The organism is Paenibacillus sp. EZ-K15 (assembly GCF_002573715.1).
GTDB lineage: Bacteria > Bacillota > Bacilli > Paenibacillales > Paenibacillaceae > Paenibacillus_AQ.
In genome coordinates this window covers 308,660-324,627 of the sequence record NZ_PDHM01000028.1, presented here as the reverse complement: position 1 = coordinate 324,627, position 15,968 = coordinate 308,660, and the positions used below count along the sequence as shown (strand labels likewise).

Below are 15,968 nucleotides of genomic sequence, written 5' to 3'. Positions count from 1 at the left end.
AACGTAACCTTTTTTCGGTCCATACCGTTTATGACATAAACGGACAAGGTGGGGTACATCTTGCGGGTTGCCAAATATTTTGTGCTGTGGTTCGTATTTATATGGATGTTTACCGGTACGATCGTAGGCTTGGAGTATATCGAAGGCTATAAGATTGCAACAACGGAATATTACGGCCTTCGTAATATGGGTCTGGTGTTGGTGATCATCCCGATCTTCTTATCCTCGATCCTATATCCGGTGATCGTGCTCCCGTTATCGTGGCTAATCGGCATGATTCGATGGGTTAGAGCTTCCCTCATTCTGTATGCTCTGCTGTATGCCGTGATGTGGGCCGGGGCTGGGGCTTTCCTGTTCTATGAATCCTACGCTGCTCGATTCATACAGGAATATGAGCTCCATGTCAGCACCGCGATTATTCTGTTCGGGGTGGTCGGCTTGGTCTACGCTTGGATCGAGTGGAGATTATTGCATAGACCCGTTACGACAGTTTGAGGTTCAACAAGAGACTGCTTCAGGGCCTAGATGGCTGCCCTGGCGGTCTCTTGTTTTCATTCTCATCACTCATAAACTGCAACTCGACGAACTCGCTTGCCGGAGGTAGCTCCATGCCTTGTTGCCAGATGAGAATCCGGTCATCCGGCGTCCCCAGATAAAGGGCCTTGATCTGAACGCCTTCGCCAAAGCTCTTCTCACGCTCTTTAATATCATTGAAATAGTACATGTTGGATAATCCCATATTCGCGAACCTTTTCGACTTGATGATGGGGCGCTTGGGTGTCACATAGAAGTTTCCTTCCTCATCCGTATCATAGCTGGCTTGGTTGACATTGTAGCCGTCGGTCATCTTCACATGATAGACAATGCGCCCATCCTTCAGCTGGCTGATATCGGATACTTGTATAACGCGGGTAGGCACGCTGGTAATGTTCCATTTGAACAGGCCCACATATACCAGGAACAGGAGTCCAACTGCTAGGCAAGTGATCCATAAACCTTTGATAAACGAATTCCACTTGGTCCGTGACCACTGGGCGGCAACTTGCTGCAAACCGGCACTCTCCTGTTTGTTTTGCTCGATTGTTTGGGCCGGCAAGGACATAGGGGAACTCATATGGCTCAGCACCTCCCGGCAATCCGGGCAATCTGCAAGATGCTCGTCTACCAGGGCCTTCGTGTCTGTGCTGCACACATCATCATAGTACAAGGGCAGCAAATCCTGAATAATATTACATGAAACTCGGCTCACGGTCGGTTCTCCTCCTTGTACAGGCTTTGAATTTTTTGCTTGGCTCGAAAGAATGTGACTCTTGCCCAGCTCTCGGTTTTTTCGAACAGCTGACTGATTTCGCCAAAAGACAACTCCCCGAACACCCGCAGCGTGAACACCTCTTTATACGGCTCGTCCATCAAGTGCAGAATCTGGTGGATTCGAAAAGCCTCTGCTTTATCGACGGTTTGCCATGCGATATCCAGACCGCTGCTGTGCTCGACTTGCGGGGCCGGCTCATATCGCTTTTGCTTATCTAGGTAGGAGAAGTATGTATGTTTAGCGATTTGGCAAAGCCAGACACTTAGTTTACACGTACCTTGGAACGAATCGATATGTTTCAGCGCTTTGAAAAACGTCTCCTGTGTGAGTTCTTCCGCAACATGCTCATCTCTGCTAAGCGACAGCAGGAACCGATACACGTCTTGAAAGTGCTGATGGTAGATCTGGTGCAAATCCGTCACCTATTCACCTCCTTGCCTATATGACCGGCCCATGGCCGATTCGTTACAAGAACTTGAGAAAAAAAGTTTCGGCCGGGCGATCTACTCATAGCGGATCCCATTCGATGCCGCCTCCATGGCGTCCCAGTCCAGAATGAGGATGGTCTGTCCGTTCCGCTCCAGAATCCCCTTTTGGGCGAAGGCAAACATCACCCGGTTCAAGTGTCGGTGCGTGGTACCAAGCAAGCTGGCAATCTCCCCGATATGGTCGGTCTTCAGCTCCATCCCAAAGGAAGGATTGGATCCCGGCGACAGGGTGGACATGAGATAGCTGGCAAACCGGTTCTCCACCGATGCCAACAGATTGACGCGAGAAGCGGTCGTGCAGGTCTGAAGTTTATAGCTCAGGTGATCCAGTAAGGTGGATGTAAAGCGAGCGTTCGTCATTTCATGTTGCTTAATATAGTCAAAGGACAGCCCGATGAACAGGCATTCGTTAACGGCTTCAATCTGGGATTGGACCGGGACGCTTCGAATCAATTCAATATCCCCGATGATGGAAAAAGGATGGCCAAAGCGCAGAAGAAGCGATTTACCGGTTTCGATGCTGGAGGTCACCTTGATCTTTCCTTGCACGAGGAACAAAAGGGAATTCATGGCGAAGCCTTCATGCAGAATGATCTCGCCAGGCTCATATTGCTGCAATGTAAAAGGCACAGGCTTGCTCAGATCCAGCATGCTCTCGAATTGAAATTGCTCGAGCTTGGCTCTCAGCAAGGGTGCATCATGAAGTAGTTTCATGGGTCTTTTCGTTGCTCCTTTCTCTCCTGGACAAATGTCCTTCTCATTATACGATCAACTGCTATGATAAGAGCAATGAGAAGATACAGGAGGACATGGGCATGAAATTTGTATTCGATCTGGACGGAACGATCTGTTTTAAAGGGCAGCCGGTTTCGGACGAGTTGTTAAAGGCATTGGAGGAGCTGGTGGCGCAAGGGCATGAGGTTATTTTTGCTTCCGCCCGGCCGATTCGCGACTTGCTTCCCGTCCTTCATGAGCGTGTTCATCACTACCCGATGATCGGAGGCAACGGTTCGATGGCGACGACAGGGGGAAAGCGGGTCTGCACGGCGGGCTTTGATAGCGAGGTGCTTCCGAGCCTTCTTCAGCTGTTAACAACGTATAACGTGAGCTATTTGATCGATGGAGAATGGGACTATGCCTATACAGGTCCTGCGGATCATCCGATTCTGCTAAATTTGGATCCTCACAAGCTGGCTAAGAACGTCGCGCTCCAGGAGCTGACTTCGGTTGTGAAAATATTGATGCTGACCTCGGACGATATGGCGGAAGTGGAGGAGAGGCTGAGACAGCTGGATGTCGTTGTTCACGTGCATGGTGGGGAAAATGTGCTGGATATCAGCCCTAAGGGGATACATAAATGGAGCGGGCTTCAGCAGTTGGGCGTGAAGGAGGGCGAGTATGTTGCCTTTGGCAACGATGCCAATGATATCACGATGTTTCAGCATGCGCTGCACGCGGTAATGATCGGTGATCATCCGCTGTTGGCACCCTACGCCTCGGAACAACTGCCGCTGGATCGCGATATCGAGCATGCGATTGCGGAACGGCTGCAGGTGCTCGGGCGTCAGTATGCTGCGACAAGTGTGTAGGTCCGATAGGCTCCTTCGGGATATGTAGAGTTTCAACATACTTCACGGTTCAAGAAACGTAAGACGCACTATATTTCCTATACGATAAATTCGTCCAGCCAACCACCGGCTGGGCTTTTTTTTATTTGTGTGGATGGGTGTGTGCAGAAGGATAATCCGCAGGCTTCGAGAATATCATGTGGCATAGGCGTGAGGGGAAACGGGAAGGTGTTGATAGAGGGATGTCGACATACGAGTACTATAAAGAGATATTCGCGGAAGTCCCGAGGCCGTTTGCCTTGGTGGATCTGGACATGCTGGATGACAATGCACGAGCGATTGCGCGGGCTGCAGGAGGCAAGAAGGTAAGGCTGGCTAGCAAGTCGATCCGCTCCGTGGATGTGCTGCAGCGTATCCTGGATTCGGATCCCATGTTTCAAGGGATCATGTGTTATACCGCTGCGGAAGCCGTATTTCTAGCAGAACAAGGCTTCGATGATTTGCTGCTTGGCTATCCTCAGTGGCAGTCGGAAGCGGTTCGGTCCATCGTGAATCTGGTTAGCGAAGGCCGCTCGATTACCTTAATGGTGGACAGTGTGGAGCATGTCGAGCACATCGAACAGTTCGCCAAACAACAGAGTACCGTGATCCCGCTATGCATTGATCTGGATATGTCGGTACATTATCCCGGCCTCCACTTCGGTGTGTGGCGATCGCCCGTCCATTCGTGGGAGAGCATGTATCCCATTGTAGAACGGATTATCCGCTCCCCTTGGCTTCGCTTGGATGGCATCATGGGTTACGAGGCGCAGGTGGCAGGCGTCGGGGATAACGCATCGGGCAAGCATATAAAGAATACGATGGTCCGGTGGCTGAAGAGCCGCTCCATCGTCGAGGCCGCCAAGCGGAGGCAGGAAGCCGTGGAGCGGCTTAACGCCATGGATATCCGGCTCCGCTTCGTCAATGCAGGGGGAACCGGAAGTTTGGACAGCTCCCGGAAGGAAGCGTGGGTAACCGAGATCACCGCCGGATCGGGCTTCTATGCGCCGGGGCTATTCGACCATTATGCGTCATTCCGTTATAAGCCGGCAGCAGCTTATGCCATAGAGGTGGTGCGCATGCCGAGGGCAGGGATCGTGACCTGCATGGGCGGGGGATACACGGCATCGGGAACAGCGGATAAGGATAAGCTGGCGAAGCCCTATTTACCTGAAGGACTGGAGCTGTTCTCGCTTGAGGGCGCCGGTGAGGTGCAAACGCCGCTGCGCTTGCCTGCCCATGTGAAGCTCGGACTGGGAGATCCAGTGTTCTTCCGCCATGCGAAGGCCGGCGAGCTGTGCGAACGGTTCAAAGTGCTGTATGCGGTTTCGCAAGGCCGCATCGTGGCCGAATATGCCACTTACCGTGGAATGGGGGAGTGTTTTCTATGAAGCAGGTCCAATGGTCCAATTGGTCGGGGACGGTACGAGCGAATCCAAGAACGGTGCTGTATCCTGCATCCATTTCGGAAGTGGTGAAGATGGTCCAGATGTGCCGGCAGGAGGGCAGGCGGCTGCGAGTGGTCGGCTCAGGACATTCTTTTACTCCCATTGCAGCATCCGAGGACTGCCTGGTCTCCCTGGACGCCATGCAGGGACTGGTCCATGTCGACGCTGAAGCCAGAATAGCCACCGTGTGGGCGGGGACGAAGCTGAAGCTGCTCGGCGACCTGCTGTTCCAGCATGGGCTGGCACAAGAGAACCTCGGCGATATTGATGTGCAATCCATTGCAGGAGCCATTAGTACGGGGACGCATGGCACGGGTCGGGCATTCGGGAATATATCAACACAAGTTGTTGGATTGACGGTGGTGACCGGCACAGGCGAGGTGCTGGAATGCAGTAGGGAATCGCACCCCGATGGGTTCAAGGCGCTGCAGGTTTCCTTGGGTACACTCGGCATTATCGTGCAAGTGACGTTGAAGCTGGAGCCAGCGTACAAAATCGAATATGAAAGCAGGAGAGTAACCCTCGACGAATGCTTGAAGCAGCAGGCTCAATTAGCGGAAGAGAACCGTCATTTCGAATTTTATTGGTTCCCGTATGCGGAGCCGTGCCAGATCAAGCTGATGAATAGGACGGATCAAGAAGTGACAGAACATCGGATCAGGGATTATGTCAGTGAAGTGTTGGTGGAGAATACCCTTTTCGGTCTAATCTCGGAGCTGTGCCGCAAGGTACCGAAGGCAAGTCCGTATGTCAGCCGTTTCTCGGCGTCACAGGTTCCGCTGGGGCGTAAAGTGAATTACAGCCATCGTCTGTTTGCGACCCAGCGGCTCGTACGTTTCAACGAAATGGAGTATAACATTCCGGTAGAGTCGATGAATGCGGTTATTGAAGAGATGCGGGCAGAGCTGTCCCGTAGTAAGTATCATGTGCATTTCCCTGTGGAATGCCGCTATGCCAAGGGCGATGATATATGGTTAAGCCCCGCTTATGGCCGGGATTCCGCTTATATTGCAATTCATATGTACAAAGGCATGCCGTATGAAGATTACTTCCATGCGATGGAGCACATCTTCCTCCGGTATGGTGGCCGGCCGCATTGGGGAAAAATGCATAATCTCGAGGCTGCTCAATTGAAGGAGCTGTATCCGATGTGGGAAGCATTCCGTGCGGTTCGGGAAGAGCTGGACCCGGATGGCATCCTGCTGAGTGATTATATGGGCAGGCTGTTCGATGTATCCGGGCCTGTTTCGGATTCGATCAGTGATATTGGCTAGACCCTTTTCAATCAACTCACATAAAATCGCCCTTAGATGGCTGTCTTATCTTCCATCGCCCAAGGGCGTTTTTTTGTTGCCCGATGTTCGCTCCCGGAAGCGGCAAGAAGCGAATAGATCACTTCAGAGACAGGGAGAATAAGCGTCGTTATGCTGATTCGAAAACGGCTAGCATTTTAATTGGAAATCAATTGGGATGGACAATGCAAAGGATCTTCTTTATAATCAATAAATAGTTACCCAAGGTAACCATTTTGGATGGAGGTATCGAATGGACGCCCACAGACATTTTTTCCATAAATATTTTACGCTGCATCGCCCTTTCGTCAATGAGCTGAACCGTAAGCTTGAAGACTATAACCTGTACTATGCCCAATGGTCCATTATGTACTATCTGGATGTTTATGAGTCGATGACCTTGGTGGAGCTATCCAAAATGCTGTACGTGGAGAAGCCCACGGTTACCAGAACCGTGAACGCGCTGATCAAGCTGGACTATGTGGAGCAAATTCCGGTGCGTGATAAACGGGAGAAGCGCATTCAGCTATCCAAGACGGGAGTTAGCGTTGTCCAGCAAGTCCGTAAGGTGTTCGACCAATATGAACAGGAGATTATGGAAGGTGTCTCTGCTGAGGAACAGGCCACGGTTATTCGTGTGATGGAGACGGTCAGAGACAACATTATTAGAAAAGGTGATTAACTTGGAGCAAGCAGACTCGCGAGATCGATTGTGGAGCAAGGATTTTTTGATTGTGTTTGGCGTCAATTTCCTGCTCTTTTTATGTTTTTATTTATTAGTTGTCATTATGTCCTCGTATGCGAAGAATGAATTTCATGCATCAACAGGAATGGCTGGCTTGGCTTCCAGCATTTTTGTCGTGGGCGCATTGATTGGACGGTTGATTGGAGGCAGCATCATTGAGAGGGTCGGGCGCAAAAAACTTCTTTTTACCGGTCTGATCGCCTTTAGCGTTCTTATCGGCTTATATTTCATCGTGAACAGCCTGAGCGTGCTGCTCATTGTCCGGTTCTTCCACGGCATAGCCTTCGCACTCGCTTCAACGGCTACAGGAACGATTGCAGCCAGCCTGATTCCGAACTCCAGAAGGGGTGAAGGTACGGGTTATTATGGAGTAAGTATCATTATCGCATCGGCTATTGGCCCTTTTATTGGTCTGATGATTAACGAACATGCTTCGATGATGGCCAACTTCACGCTGTGCGCGGTACTGGGTGTTCTCTCTTTGCTGTCCGCATTCTTTATGAACATACCGAAGCTGGTGTTGACCGCTGAGCAAAAGAAGGATCTGCAAGGATTGAAACTATCCAACTTTATTGAACCGAAAGCATTACCGATTTCGCTGGTTAGCTTCGTCATGGGTTTCGGATATTCCAGCATTCTAACGTACCTCATGATCTTTGCCGGACAGATCAGTTTGACCGAAATAGCCAGTTATTTCTTTATTGTCTACGCTATTGTGGTCATTCTGTCGAGACCGTTCACGGGTCGGTGGTTTGACCAAAGAGGGGCCAACGTGGTGATGTACCCTGCGATACTTTCATTTGCGATCGGCATGGTGCTGCTCAGTCAAGCCCACCACGGTCTGACCTTGCTGCTCTCGGCCGTATTTGTCGGTCTGGGCTACGGTACGACGCAGTCCAGCTCCCAGGCCCTTGCCATCAAGCGTTCTCCGGCTCACCGGATTGGACTTGCGACGTCGACCTTTTATATATTTGTGGACGTGGGCATCGGGTTCGGGCCCTTTATACTTGGTTTCCTGACATCGCTTGTCGGCTTCCGGGGCATGTACATTGCGATGGCAGTCCTGCTCGCTGCGGGTATTGTGCTGTATCACTTCTTAGTTGGGAAAAAGCAAAAAGACGGGAACGACGGACATGCTGTCGTGCATTTATCAAAGATTTAAAGTCATGTAAGACTGCCGCTGGGGCAGTCTTTTTTGGTATGCATGAACGAAAATGCAAGGAGGACTATATAAGCTTCCAATAGGAAATCCTAAGCAGAAAAACGAAAAAGGTGAATGCACGTGAAGCCAAAATTAACCTTCTGTCTGCTGCTTCTAAGCGGCCTCCTCATCTTCGACCCGGTAGGAAGTGCAGTCTACGCACGGCCACAAGAGAAGTCTAGAGAGCAGCAGCTCGAGAAAGCCATGCTGCAGCAGCTATACCCGGTTATCCGATCGTCACTTCAGGATATATATCACGAGACTTATCCTTCTTTTGGCTGCGAACGGATTCTATCGATCAACGAGCGGACAACGATGAGGGAGGAAGAGCATCACGCAAGTCCTGTTGATGCGATGCATGGGGCAAGCTATTTTGAGATTACGGTGGGCCTGTGCAAGGGAAGCGGGGAGAAGATCGAGCTGCGTTTCAAGAATGATACGCCAACAGCGCAGTATGATTTGGACTTGTTCCATGTGAGGTAGATCCTATGCGGGCATGATTAGCCGAGAAAGAATAATTTTAATCATTTTCTGCGAATCACAGGACTTCATCCTATAGTAAAATTAGTCATGATTTGTGATGCTGCTCATTACCGGGCGCATGAAGGAGTGAATGACCCATGGCGCATGCAAATGATGTTCTAATGAATCAAATGTTAGCGAATGCGAATGATCCCAGCTGGCATATCCCGTTCCAGCAATCTGTGGACCATTTGACCGAGGATGAAGCGTTCTGGACACCTGCCAACGAAAGTCATAGCATTGTTGAGATCATACAGCATCTACTGTATTGGAATGAAACGTGGCAGTCCAGGTACCGTGAATCGCGGATAGATGCCGTGCCCTCTATTGGGGACAATCATTTAAGCTTCATCATTCCGGATCACGCGACCTTTGCAGAGTTGAGAGACCGATTGATAGCGGTCTTATTGCAGTGGCAGGAACTGCTGTCAGAGACCAAGCTTGAGCAGGAAGTGAACGGATTTCCGGAGCCGGCCAAGTGGTGGGAGATCATAAGCAATGCCACCATGCACAATGCCTATCATATCGGCCAGATTGTGTATATTCGGAAGCTGCAGAAGAGTTGCAGAGCGCTGGAATGGTAGTCCAGGCTAGGGGATGTCAAGATCTGCCGATATGTTTGGCATACACATGGCGAAGGGGCAACCAGGGTGGAAACACCTTAGGGAGCTCCTTTTTTAGGTGCAAGCTTTCCGCGGGCCAGTTCAGCACTGCACATGTGGATTGAACCTCCGATGTGGATTTTTTCTGTAACTAATTACCTGTTTAAGTTGTTTAATATATTGAACTAATGTTTTTACATCAATTCAAAAAAATTCTAAATAAAAAAAGGATGTCGTACCGCCAATTTGACTTTTTCGCATGTTTGCATACTTGACCCAGTAGAGCGAAGAGCCTAATAATGTCTATTCTATCATAAAATGAATATATTATATTTTTAGTTGAAATTTTGAATAGTGTTGTGTGTAATTGGATTGATATCCAATATTATAGTTCCGGCCGGACTAAAATTACCCCAAGTAGAATAAAAAACTAATAATTGGAGGGATAAAAGTGAATTTAAAAAAATTAAAAAGCTAACAGTTTTATCTTCTGTATTACTTGGAACGTTGGTCCTTTCTGGAAGTGCTTTAGCAGCTTCTTCCGTATCAGGTTCCTTGGATCAATATACACCTACAAGTGGTAGCGTGAGTCTTGGTGTTGATAGTGCTACCGCCACAACTACATGTCAAGCATCGAATTGTTCCGTAACTGCTAATGCTACTTACTATTACTACTTTGGATCTATAGGTTCCCCACAAAGTGCGACTTCAACGAATTCTGGGCATGTTGGTGTAACTGCAAAAGCTTCTTCGGGGGTAGCTCCTACACGAGCAATCAGGGGAGAGGGAACGCATAAAGCAAGTAATGGAGTTAACTCTTGGGGGTATCAGCAGGAAGTAAAAACAGTCGTTTATCCGTAAAATTTTATAGTAGAAGAACCAATCTTCAGTGCCTTGGTAAATGGATTAATTAAGATCCTTTTCCAAGGCATTTAATCCTCCATTAGATGTTAGAAAGGGGAAAAATGAAAAAAAATTTTATAACTTGGTTAACTTTACTCTTTTTAATTGTTGCTACTGGCTGCACAAATTCCGAATACCCAGATGACGATAACTTTCACGAAAGATGGGACTACCCGCTGAATTTTCGAATACAAGGACATGGACTTTTGATGACAGATTCAGAAAAAGGTTATTATTTCGTGGATAAAAATTTAATTTATTATATGGATAAGGACAGTAAAAATCCTGTTTTACTTGATAATCGTCCCGATCATCGATGTATGAATAAGCCAGATAGTTCGAATTGTTATGCTTTTATTCAAACAGAGGCCGGGGATACCCCAGCGCTTATACAGTACTATGATTCTAAGTTGTACGTATTAGAAAGCTATTGGAAAAAAAACAATGAACCTTCTAAGTTTAATACGGTGTGGAAATTATCTAGAATGGATCCGGATGGGAAGAATCGTAAAACATTCAAGATATTTGGTAGCCGGCCTAATCACGTAGCGATACATCGTGGGTATATGTATTATAGTATGATGAGCGCTGACAAAGATAATGTACAAACCACAAAAGTTGTAAGATCGCAAATGGAAGGGAAACATAAAGAAGAGGTTATCTATGAAAGAACAGGTTTAGGTGTCAACATCACGGATATAGTCCCCTATGGTCAACAGTTATATCTAAATTCATGGACTGATAAGGGCTACGAAATCCTAAGATATGACCTGGAGACAAGAGAAGTCACTACCGTAGCAGATCGTAAAGATGACGGAGGATCCACTTTCCTGCAAGACATAAATGGTCAAAATTTATACTTTTCATACTATTACGGAATTATAGAGGATGAAAGAAATCGGGAGGTGTATACCTCTAATCTAAGAGGTGAGCAAATTAATCTGCTTAAACTTGATGACCCGCTAACTTTATCTGTATTTTACAAAGATAACTTATATTCTTATTTTCGTCCCTTGTTTGCATATGCTAAGGATTTGCCAGAAGGAGCTCCTTATGATATGGCAATTTATAAAGATAATGAGCTCATTCATCGAGTTAACCTAACGGATCTGCCGAAAACAATGAACTTCACTATACCTGGAGATGAAAAATATATGTTCCTTCGGTATGAAGACTATGAGAATACAGGTTATATGATTCTAGATAAAAGTCTTATTGAATCGGGAAAAGCAAAATTCGACCCGCTGATTGAAGACAAAAATAAAAAGTCGAATTCAATGACACAGGTAAAATAAAAAGACGATGATTTATGAGAGAATTCATATGGAGAGATATTCATGAAATTAATGGGGTATGAACTATTCAAGGTATGGAAAAAACGAATATTTATGGTTTTGACCATCCTCTTATTATTCATCAATGGATTCTTATATTATAACACACAGCACAAAGAACAAGATTTATTAATCCAATATCGAGATGACTATATCAAGTTGGAGAACGAATACAACGCCTTACCGCCAGAAGAGGGTAAGGCGTTAGCTGTTAAACAGGAAGAATTGTTAACTCTATACTACCGGTTTGCTCATGAAAAAGGCGATTTACAAGACAGCTTCTGGAAGCAGTTAATCGAGGATGCCAAGAATGATCATCCAGAGGCTTACAAGCAGTACAAGGAAAGTCCCTATGTAAATGAGGAAGAGCTTCTTAGACGAGACATGTACATAATCAATTTGATAAGAGATCAGTATGAGAGTCATGATCAGTTTGTAAAAGAAATGGATGATATGAAACAACGTGCAGACGAGATGTTGTCAGCTTCCATTTTTCACAATAAAGATTCTTTCTCCTATCGTAACATTCTGAAAACGGTTGAGGATTTCAGACCCCTTCAGAGCTTGCCGTGGAAGCTTGGGCTTGAAGAAGGCTTAACAACGGGAACGAGATCGGGATCAACGGATTTATTTATGGTGCTGCTGTTATTTTTACTTTGTTCGATTATGTTTCTTCTGGAACGGGAAGAAGGTTTAACTCCGCTTATACGGAGTACACGTAATGGAAAATTTCGAACCATTAGCGCTAAGCTGACCGTTCTTGGCATGTTGACTGTACTGCTATCCATCATGTTCTATGGTTCAATCTTATTGCTCAGTGAACGGTTATATGGGTTTGGTGATCCAGGCAGGTATATTCAATCCATGGAATCATTTGGGAGAGCGATTCATCCCATGACCGCAGGTCGATACATAATGGCCTATTTGCTCTTAAAAATAGCAGTTAATCTGGTTATGGCTTGGCTTCTAGCGGCTATATTTCTATTTCTTCGTCAAACTTCGCGGATATTCATCGTTTTGGCGGCACTCTTGGGCTTTAGCTACATTTGTTATTCGCTCATTCATCCGAATTCTTACATTAATGTGTTGAAATATATGAATGTTATCGCCTTCTATGATACATTTAATCTTCTCGCGGATTACCGCAATATAAATGTGCTAGGTTATCCGATCAGTAAAGATATACTGACCTTTTATGTTGGCGGCTCTCTCCTGCTTATACTGCCTGCCCTAAGTATGTGGTTGTTTGTATATCATATGAATAACACTACTCGAAAGATGGGAATGCAGTGGTATATGAAATTAAGAGCCTATTTGTTTAGGCTCAGACGAAGCAATTCACTTTTCCAGCATGAGCTCTATAAGTTTTTAATTACGGGTAAGTCGCTGTTCATATTAATATTGGTGTGTATCATTTCCTATCAAAACATTGAAACGAAAGAGCGTCAGTTTGATATGGATGCATCGGTGTATAATCTCTACCTATCACAGTTAAACGGGAAGCTGACTGAAGACAAGCTTGCCTTCTTACGTGAAGAAAGGGAGAAGTTTACTACGCTGCCTGACCAATTAGCCTATTGGAAAGAACGATATAAATCTGGGGAAATTGATCTACCTGCTTATAATCAAGAACAGAACAATCTTGAGACATTTGCGAAACAAGAAAAATCATTTCTTTACGTTGAAGAGCAAAGGGATTATTTACTCCAATTACGTGAGGAACGAGGGATCACGGGCAGTTTCGTTAATGTTATATCCAGTGATGCATTATTTAATCGTCAGCAGGATAATCTGGTGGATGGTTTAATGTATGCGCTCTTGTTAATTGCGGGGCTAGGTCCTTTGTTCTCCATTGATTATAAGAATGATATGGTGAAGGTGTTAAGAAGTACTTCTAAAGGCAGATGGAGTTTGTTTGCTTCGAAGTATTCGATTGCTTGTATCTATGCAGTCCTGACTTTTTTCACCCTTCAGATCCCCAAATTTTACAATGTTCTGGTACAATACCCGGCATTCGATTGGTCTTCGGCTGTGCAAAGTATCGAAATTCTGGGACATGTGGAGTGGCCAATCAGTATTCTTGGTTATGTCATTGTGACAGGTTTTCTGCAAACCTTAGGTGTTATTGTCATGGTCCATGTTATTCTGTTCCTCGCTGTACTGGTTCAAAAGCAAGCCTTTATGCTGTTGACTTCGACCGCTGTTATTGTTCTGCCATTAAGTCTCCAGTATATAGGGTTTACGACAATCGGTAATTATTCATTTAATCGATTATTTCTACTCGAACAAGGATTTGAGTCGATTTCTTATACCGTGGGAGTGAGTATTTATTTCGGGGCACTGATCGTTATAGGTACTGCGGCTGGATGGGGAGCATGGCATTTCAGTAACAGCTTCTCTAAAAGGGGAGGATAAGTATGGAGCTGTCTATTAACAACGTAACAAAGCGCTACAATAAAGGCAAGACAACCGCTCTTCGTAACTATATGCTGAATTGACGTCTGGCATTTATGGAATACTTGGTCCGAATGGAGCGGGAAAGTCAACGCTTATGAATCTGATTACGGATCAGTTAAAACCGGATGAGGGAGAAATTCTATATCGGGGACAGAACATTTCCCGCATGGGTAGGTCGTACAGAGAAATATTAGGTTACATGCCCCAGCAGCAGGGTATCTATCAGGACTTTACAGGAAGACGTTTTCTCTGGTACATGGCTGCACTGAAAGGGCTGCCTACGGCTAAAGCGAGGGAAAAAATAGATGAGCTTCTTTCAGTCGTAAACTTGTCAAAGGCTGCTGATCGGAAGTTAGGTACGTATTCAGGAGGAATGAAACAGCGTATCCTGATTGCACAGGCGCTGCTTAACGACCCTGAACTGCTTATATTGGATGAGCCTACAGCAGGACTTGACCCGAAAGAGCGTATTCGTATTCGCAATTTCATATCCACCATTGCAATGAACAAGATCGTTATCATTGCCACACATGTGGTCTCAGATATTGAGTATATCTCCAAGGAAGTACTGCTTATGAAGGATGGTTGTCTCATTGTGAAAGACAAGCCTGCGAACATCCTGGCGAAGATGGAGGGGAATGTTCATGAGGTTCTAATATCTGAATCTGAGCTTCCCGAAATACAGTCACGTTATAAAGTAAGCAACATCACAAGTGATGCGGATGGTATATGGGTAAGAATTGTTGATGATAAACCACAAAATAAAATGAACTTTAGAACCGTGAAGCCCAACTTAGAAGATGTGTATCTTAGTTATTTTCAGTAGGGTTGTTTCTAAAAACACATAAAATAATATGAATTGAAGTATGGAAAAAATAAAAAACAGTTTCGGGCTAAACCGAAACTGTTTTAATATTGCTTATTTAGATAAACTGTCTTCACTATGTTTGGCATACACATGACGAAGGGGCAACCAGGGTGGAATTACCTTAGGGGCTCCTTTTTTAGATGCAAGCGTCCGTAGACCTGTTCAGCACTGCGCATGCGAAAGAACTTCCCATGTGTTCTTTTATGTAACTAATTACCTGTTGAAGTTGTTTAGTATATTGAATCGATATTTTTACATCAATATCAATAAAATCTAAAGAAACATCAATACAATTACGATGAGAGGTGTATGTCCATGAGTAAAAAATGTGGTCCATTGCCTTCGTTATTGTTCTTTTGTTCTCATTCACATGAACCAGTAAATATAGATGACCTATTTGAAGAAAAGGTTAAGGAAGTCTTTAAAGAGGCCCTTGTCTACAAAAAATATCATGATGAACTGAACTGTACCAGACAGCACAAGTAGAGGCACTCCGTTACTGAACTATCCCTACGGGAACAGGATGTACAGACATGTAATTTTAAAAAAAGTAACTAGCTATATGTGGAATAGTTACAAATAAATTATATAAGGAGTGCTTATAGTGAATCTTAAGTCCATCTTCAAAGGAGTAGTATCATCTGTTCTGGTAGTTGGTCTAATTGCTGGAACTAGTATTATACCGGTTTTTGCGGAGTCGACTGCAAGTTCGTCGAAAGAGGATGCAGCTAAAAGTGGCAGTTATTCAGGAACTCAATTTCAGGCCACATACCAATTAAAAAAGAGTAATGGAGCAAAAGTAAACTTCTGGATTAAAAATACCGGGAATGTAAGTGTGAAGATCACAATTAATGGAGGTCAGAAAAAAACTCTCGCACCAGGTAAGAGTGGCCACATTAGTGCTCCAGTTGGTTTCTTAAGTAAAGATTATAAATTTAAAGCTGTACCAACGCCTAATGGCGGTAAAATTAGTATTAACTTTCGTATTGCTCAAAGAGATTAAGTTTTCTCTATTTAATCACCAACGTATCAAGTCAAAATTAAAGGGCATGAGTCCGGTACAATACCGAGCTCATGCCCAACAGGTGCTTGGAAAATAAGATTCTAACTTTAAGTGGTGGATCACTTCATTAACTGAAACCGCCTATTTTTCACTAGTTATAAGTTTTAACGTTCGGTTCTCACAGTA

15 protein-coding genes and 1 pseudogene are annotated in these 15,968 nt (G+C 45.4%); 13 read left to right on the top strand and 3 right to left on the bottom strand.

The window, feature by feature from the left end:
* Positions 1 to 60 precede the first annotated feature (60 nt).
* Positions 61 to 495: a hypothetical protein gene (locus CRG97_RS31775; RefSeq protein ID WP_237566633.1), complete on the top strand. Its 435-nt coding sequence runs from the start codon at positions 61 to 63 to the stop codon at positions 493 to 495.
* A gap of 19 nt (positions 496 to 514) precedes the next feature.
* Here the strand turns inward: CRG97_RS31775 and CRG97_RS31770 are convergent, their stop codons facing one another.
* The 3 genes from CRG97_RS31770 to CRG97_RS31760 form a co-directional block, all read right to left on the bottom strand.
* Positions 515 to 1,249: a zf-HC2 domain-containing protein gene (locus CRG97_RS31770; RefSeq protein ID WP_098749457.1), complete on the bottom strand. Its 735-nt coding sequence runs from the start codon at positions 1,247 to 1,249 to the stop codon at positions 515 to 517.
* Positions 1,246 to 1,734 (bottom strand): RNA polymerase sigma factor, encoded by a 489-nt coding sequence (locus CRG97_RS31765; protein ID WP_098749456.1) that lies wholly within the window; start codon positions 1,732 to 1,734, stop codon positions 1,246 to 1,248. Before CRG97_RS31765 ends, CRG97_RS31770 begins: the two co-directional genes overlap by 4 nt.
* A gap of 81 nt (positions 1,735 to 1,815) precedes the next feature.
* On the bottom strand, positions 1,816 to 2,514 hold the full coding sequence (locus CRG97_RS31760; protein ID WP_098749455.1) for a Crp/Fnr family transcriptional regulator: 699 nt from the start codon (positions 2,512 to 2,514) through the stop codon (positions 1,816 to 1,818).
* Between the two features lie 101 nt (positions 2,515 to 2,615).
* On the opposite strand from CRG97_RS31760, the gene CRG97_RS31755 reads away from it, so the two are divergent.
* The 12 genes and pseudogenes from CRG97_RS31755 to CRG97_RS32975 form a co-directional block, all read left to right on the top strand.
* Positions 2,616 to 3,389: an HAD-IIB family hydrolase gene (locus CRG97_RS31755; protein WP_098749454.1), complete on the top strand. Its 774-nt coding sequence runs from the start codon at positions 2,616 to 2,618 to the stop codon at positions 3,387 to 3,389.
* Between the two features lie 221 nt (positions 3,390 to 3,610).
* The gene (locus CRG97_RS31750; RefSeq protein WP_098749453.1) at positions 3,611 to 4,798 is read left to right on the top strand and encodes an amino acid deaminase/aldolase; all 1,188 of its coding nucleotides are present in this window, start codon (positions 3,611 to 3,613) and stop codon (positions 4,796 to 4,798) included.
* Positions 4,795 to 6,129: a D-arabinono-1,4-lactone oxidase gene (locus tag CRG97_RS31745; RefSeq protein WP_098749452.1), complete on the top strand. Its 1,335-nt coding sequence runs from the start codon at positions 4,795 to 4,797 to the stop codon at positions 6,127 to 6,129. The genes CRG97_RS31750 and CRG97_RS31745 overlap by 4 nt, the downstream gene beginning before the upstream one ends.
* Before the next feature lie 271 nt (positions 6,130 to 6,400).
* A complete protein-coding gene (locus tag CRG97_RS31740) occupies positions 6,401 to 6,829 on the top strand; it encodes a MarR family winged helix-turn-helix transcriptional regulator (RefSeq protein WP_098749451.1) in 429 nt (142 codons plus the stop codon).
* On the top strand, positions 6,822 to 8,054 hold the full coding sequence (locus tag CRG97_RS31735; RefSeq protein WP_098749450.1) for an MFS transporter: 1,233 nt from the start codon (positions 6,822 to 6,824) through the stop codon (positions 8,052 to 8,054). Before CRG97_RS31740 ends, CRG97_RS31735 begins: the two co-directional genes overlap by 8 nt.
* Before the next feature lie 120 nt (positions 8,055 to 8,174).
* Positions 8,175 to 8,576 carry a hypothetical protein gene (locus CRG97_RS31730; RefSeq protein WP_237566632.1) on the top strand — a complete coding sequence of 134 codons (402 nt, stop codon included), beginning with the start codon at positions 8,175 to 8,177 and terminating at the stop codon, positions 8,574 to 8,576.
* Between the two features lie 137 nt (positions 8,577 to 8,713).
* Complete coding sequence (locus CRG97_RS31725; RefSeq protein ID WP_098749448.1) at positions 8,714 to 9,199, top strand: DinB family protein; 486 nt, start codon at positions 8,714 to 8,716, stop codon at positions 9,197 to 9,199.
* A 983-nt stretch (positions 9,200 to 10,182) separates the two neighbouring features.
* Positions 10,183 to 11,415 (top strand): hypothetical protein, encoded by a 1,233-nt coding sequence (locus tag CRG97_RS31720; RefSeq protein WP_098749447.1) that lies wholly within the window; start codon positions 10,183 to 10,185, stop codon positions 11,413 to 11,415.
* Between the two features lie 42 nt (positions 11,416 to 11,457).
* Positions 11,458 to 13,869, top strand: a complete 2,412-nt coding sequence (locus tag CRG97_RS31715; RefSeq protein ID WP_098749446.1) for a hypothetical protein — start codon at positions 11,458 to 11,460, stop codon at positions 13,867 to 13,869.
* 136 nt (positions 13,870 to 14,005) lie between these two features.
* A complete protein-coding gene (locus CRG97_RS31710; protein WP_237566631.1) occupies positions 14,006 to 14,737 on the top strand; it encodes an ATP-binding cassette domain-containing protein in 732 nt (243 codons plus the stop codon).
* 646 nt (positions 14,738 to 15,383) lie between these two features.
* Positions 15,384 to 15,782 carry a hypothetical protein gene (locus CRG97_RS31705; protein ID WP_098749445.1) on the top strand — a complete coding sequence of 133 codons (399 nt, stop codon included), beginning with the start codon at positions 15,384 to 15,386 and terminating at the stop codon, positions 15,780 to 15,782.
* Positions 15,766 to 15,879 (top strand): annotated as a pseudogene (locus tag CRG97_RS32975) (IS3 family transposase); the annotation flags it as partial. The gene CRG97_RS31705 and the pseudogene CRG97_RS32975, both read left to right, overlap by 17 nt.
* Positions 15,880 to 15,968: the final 89 nt, after the last annotated feature.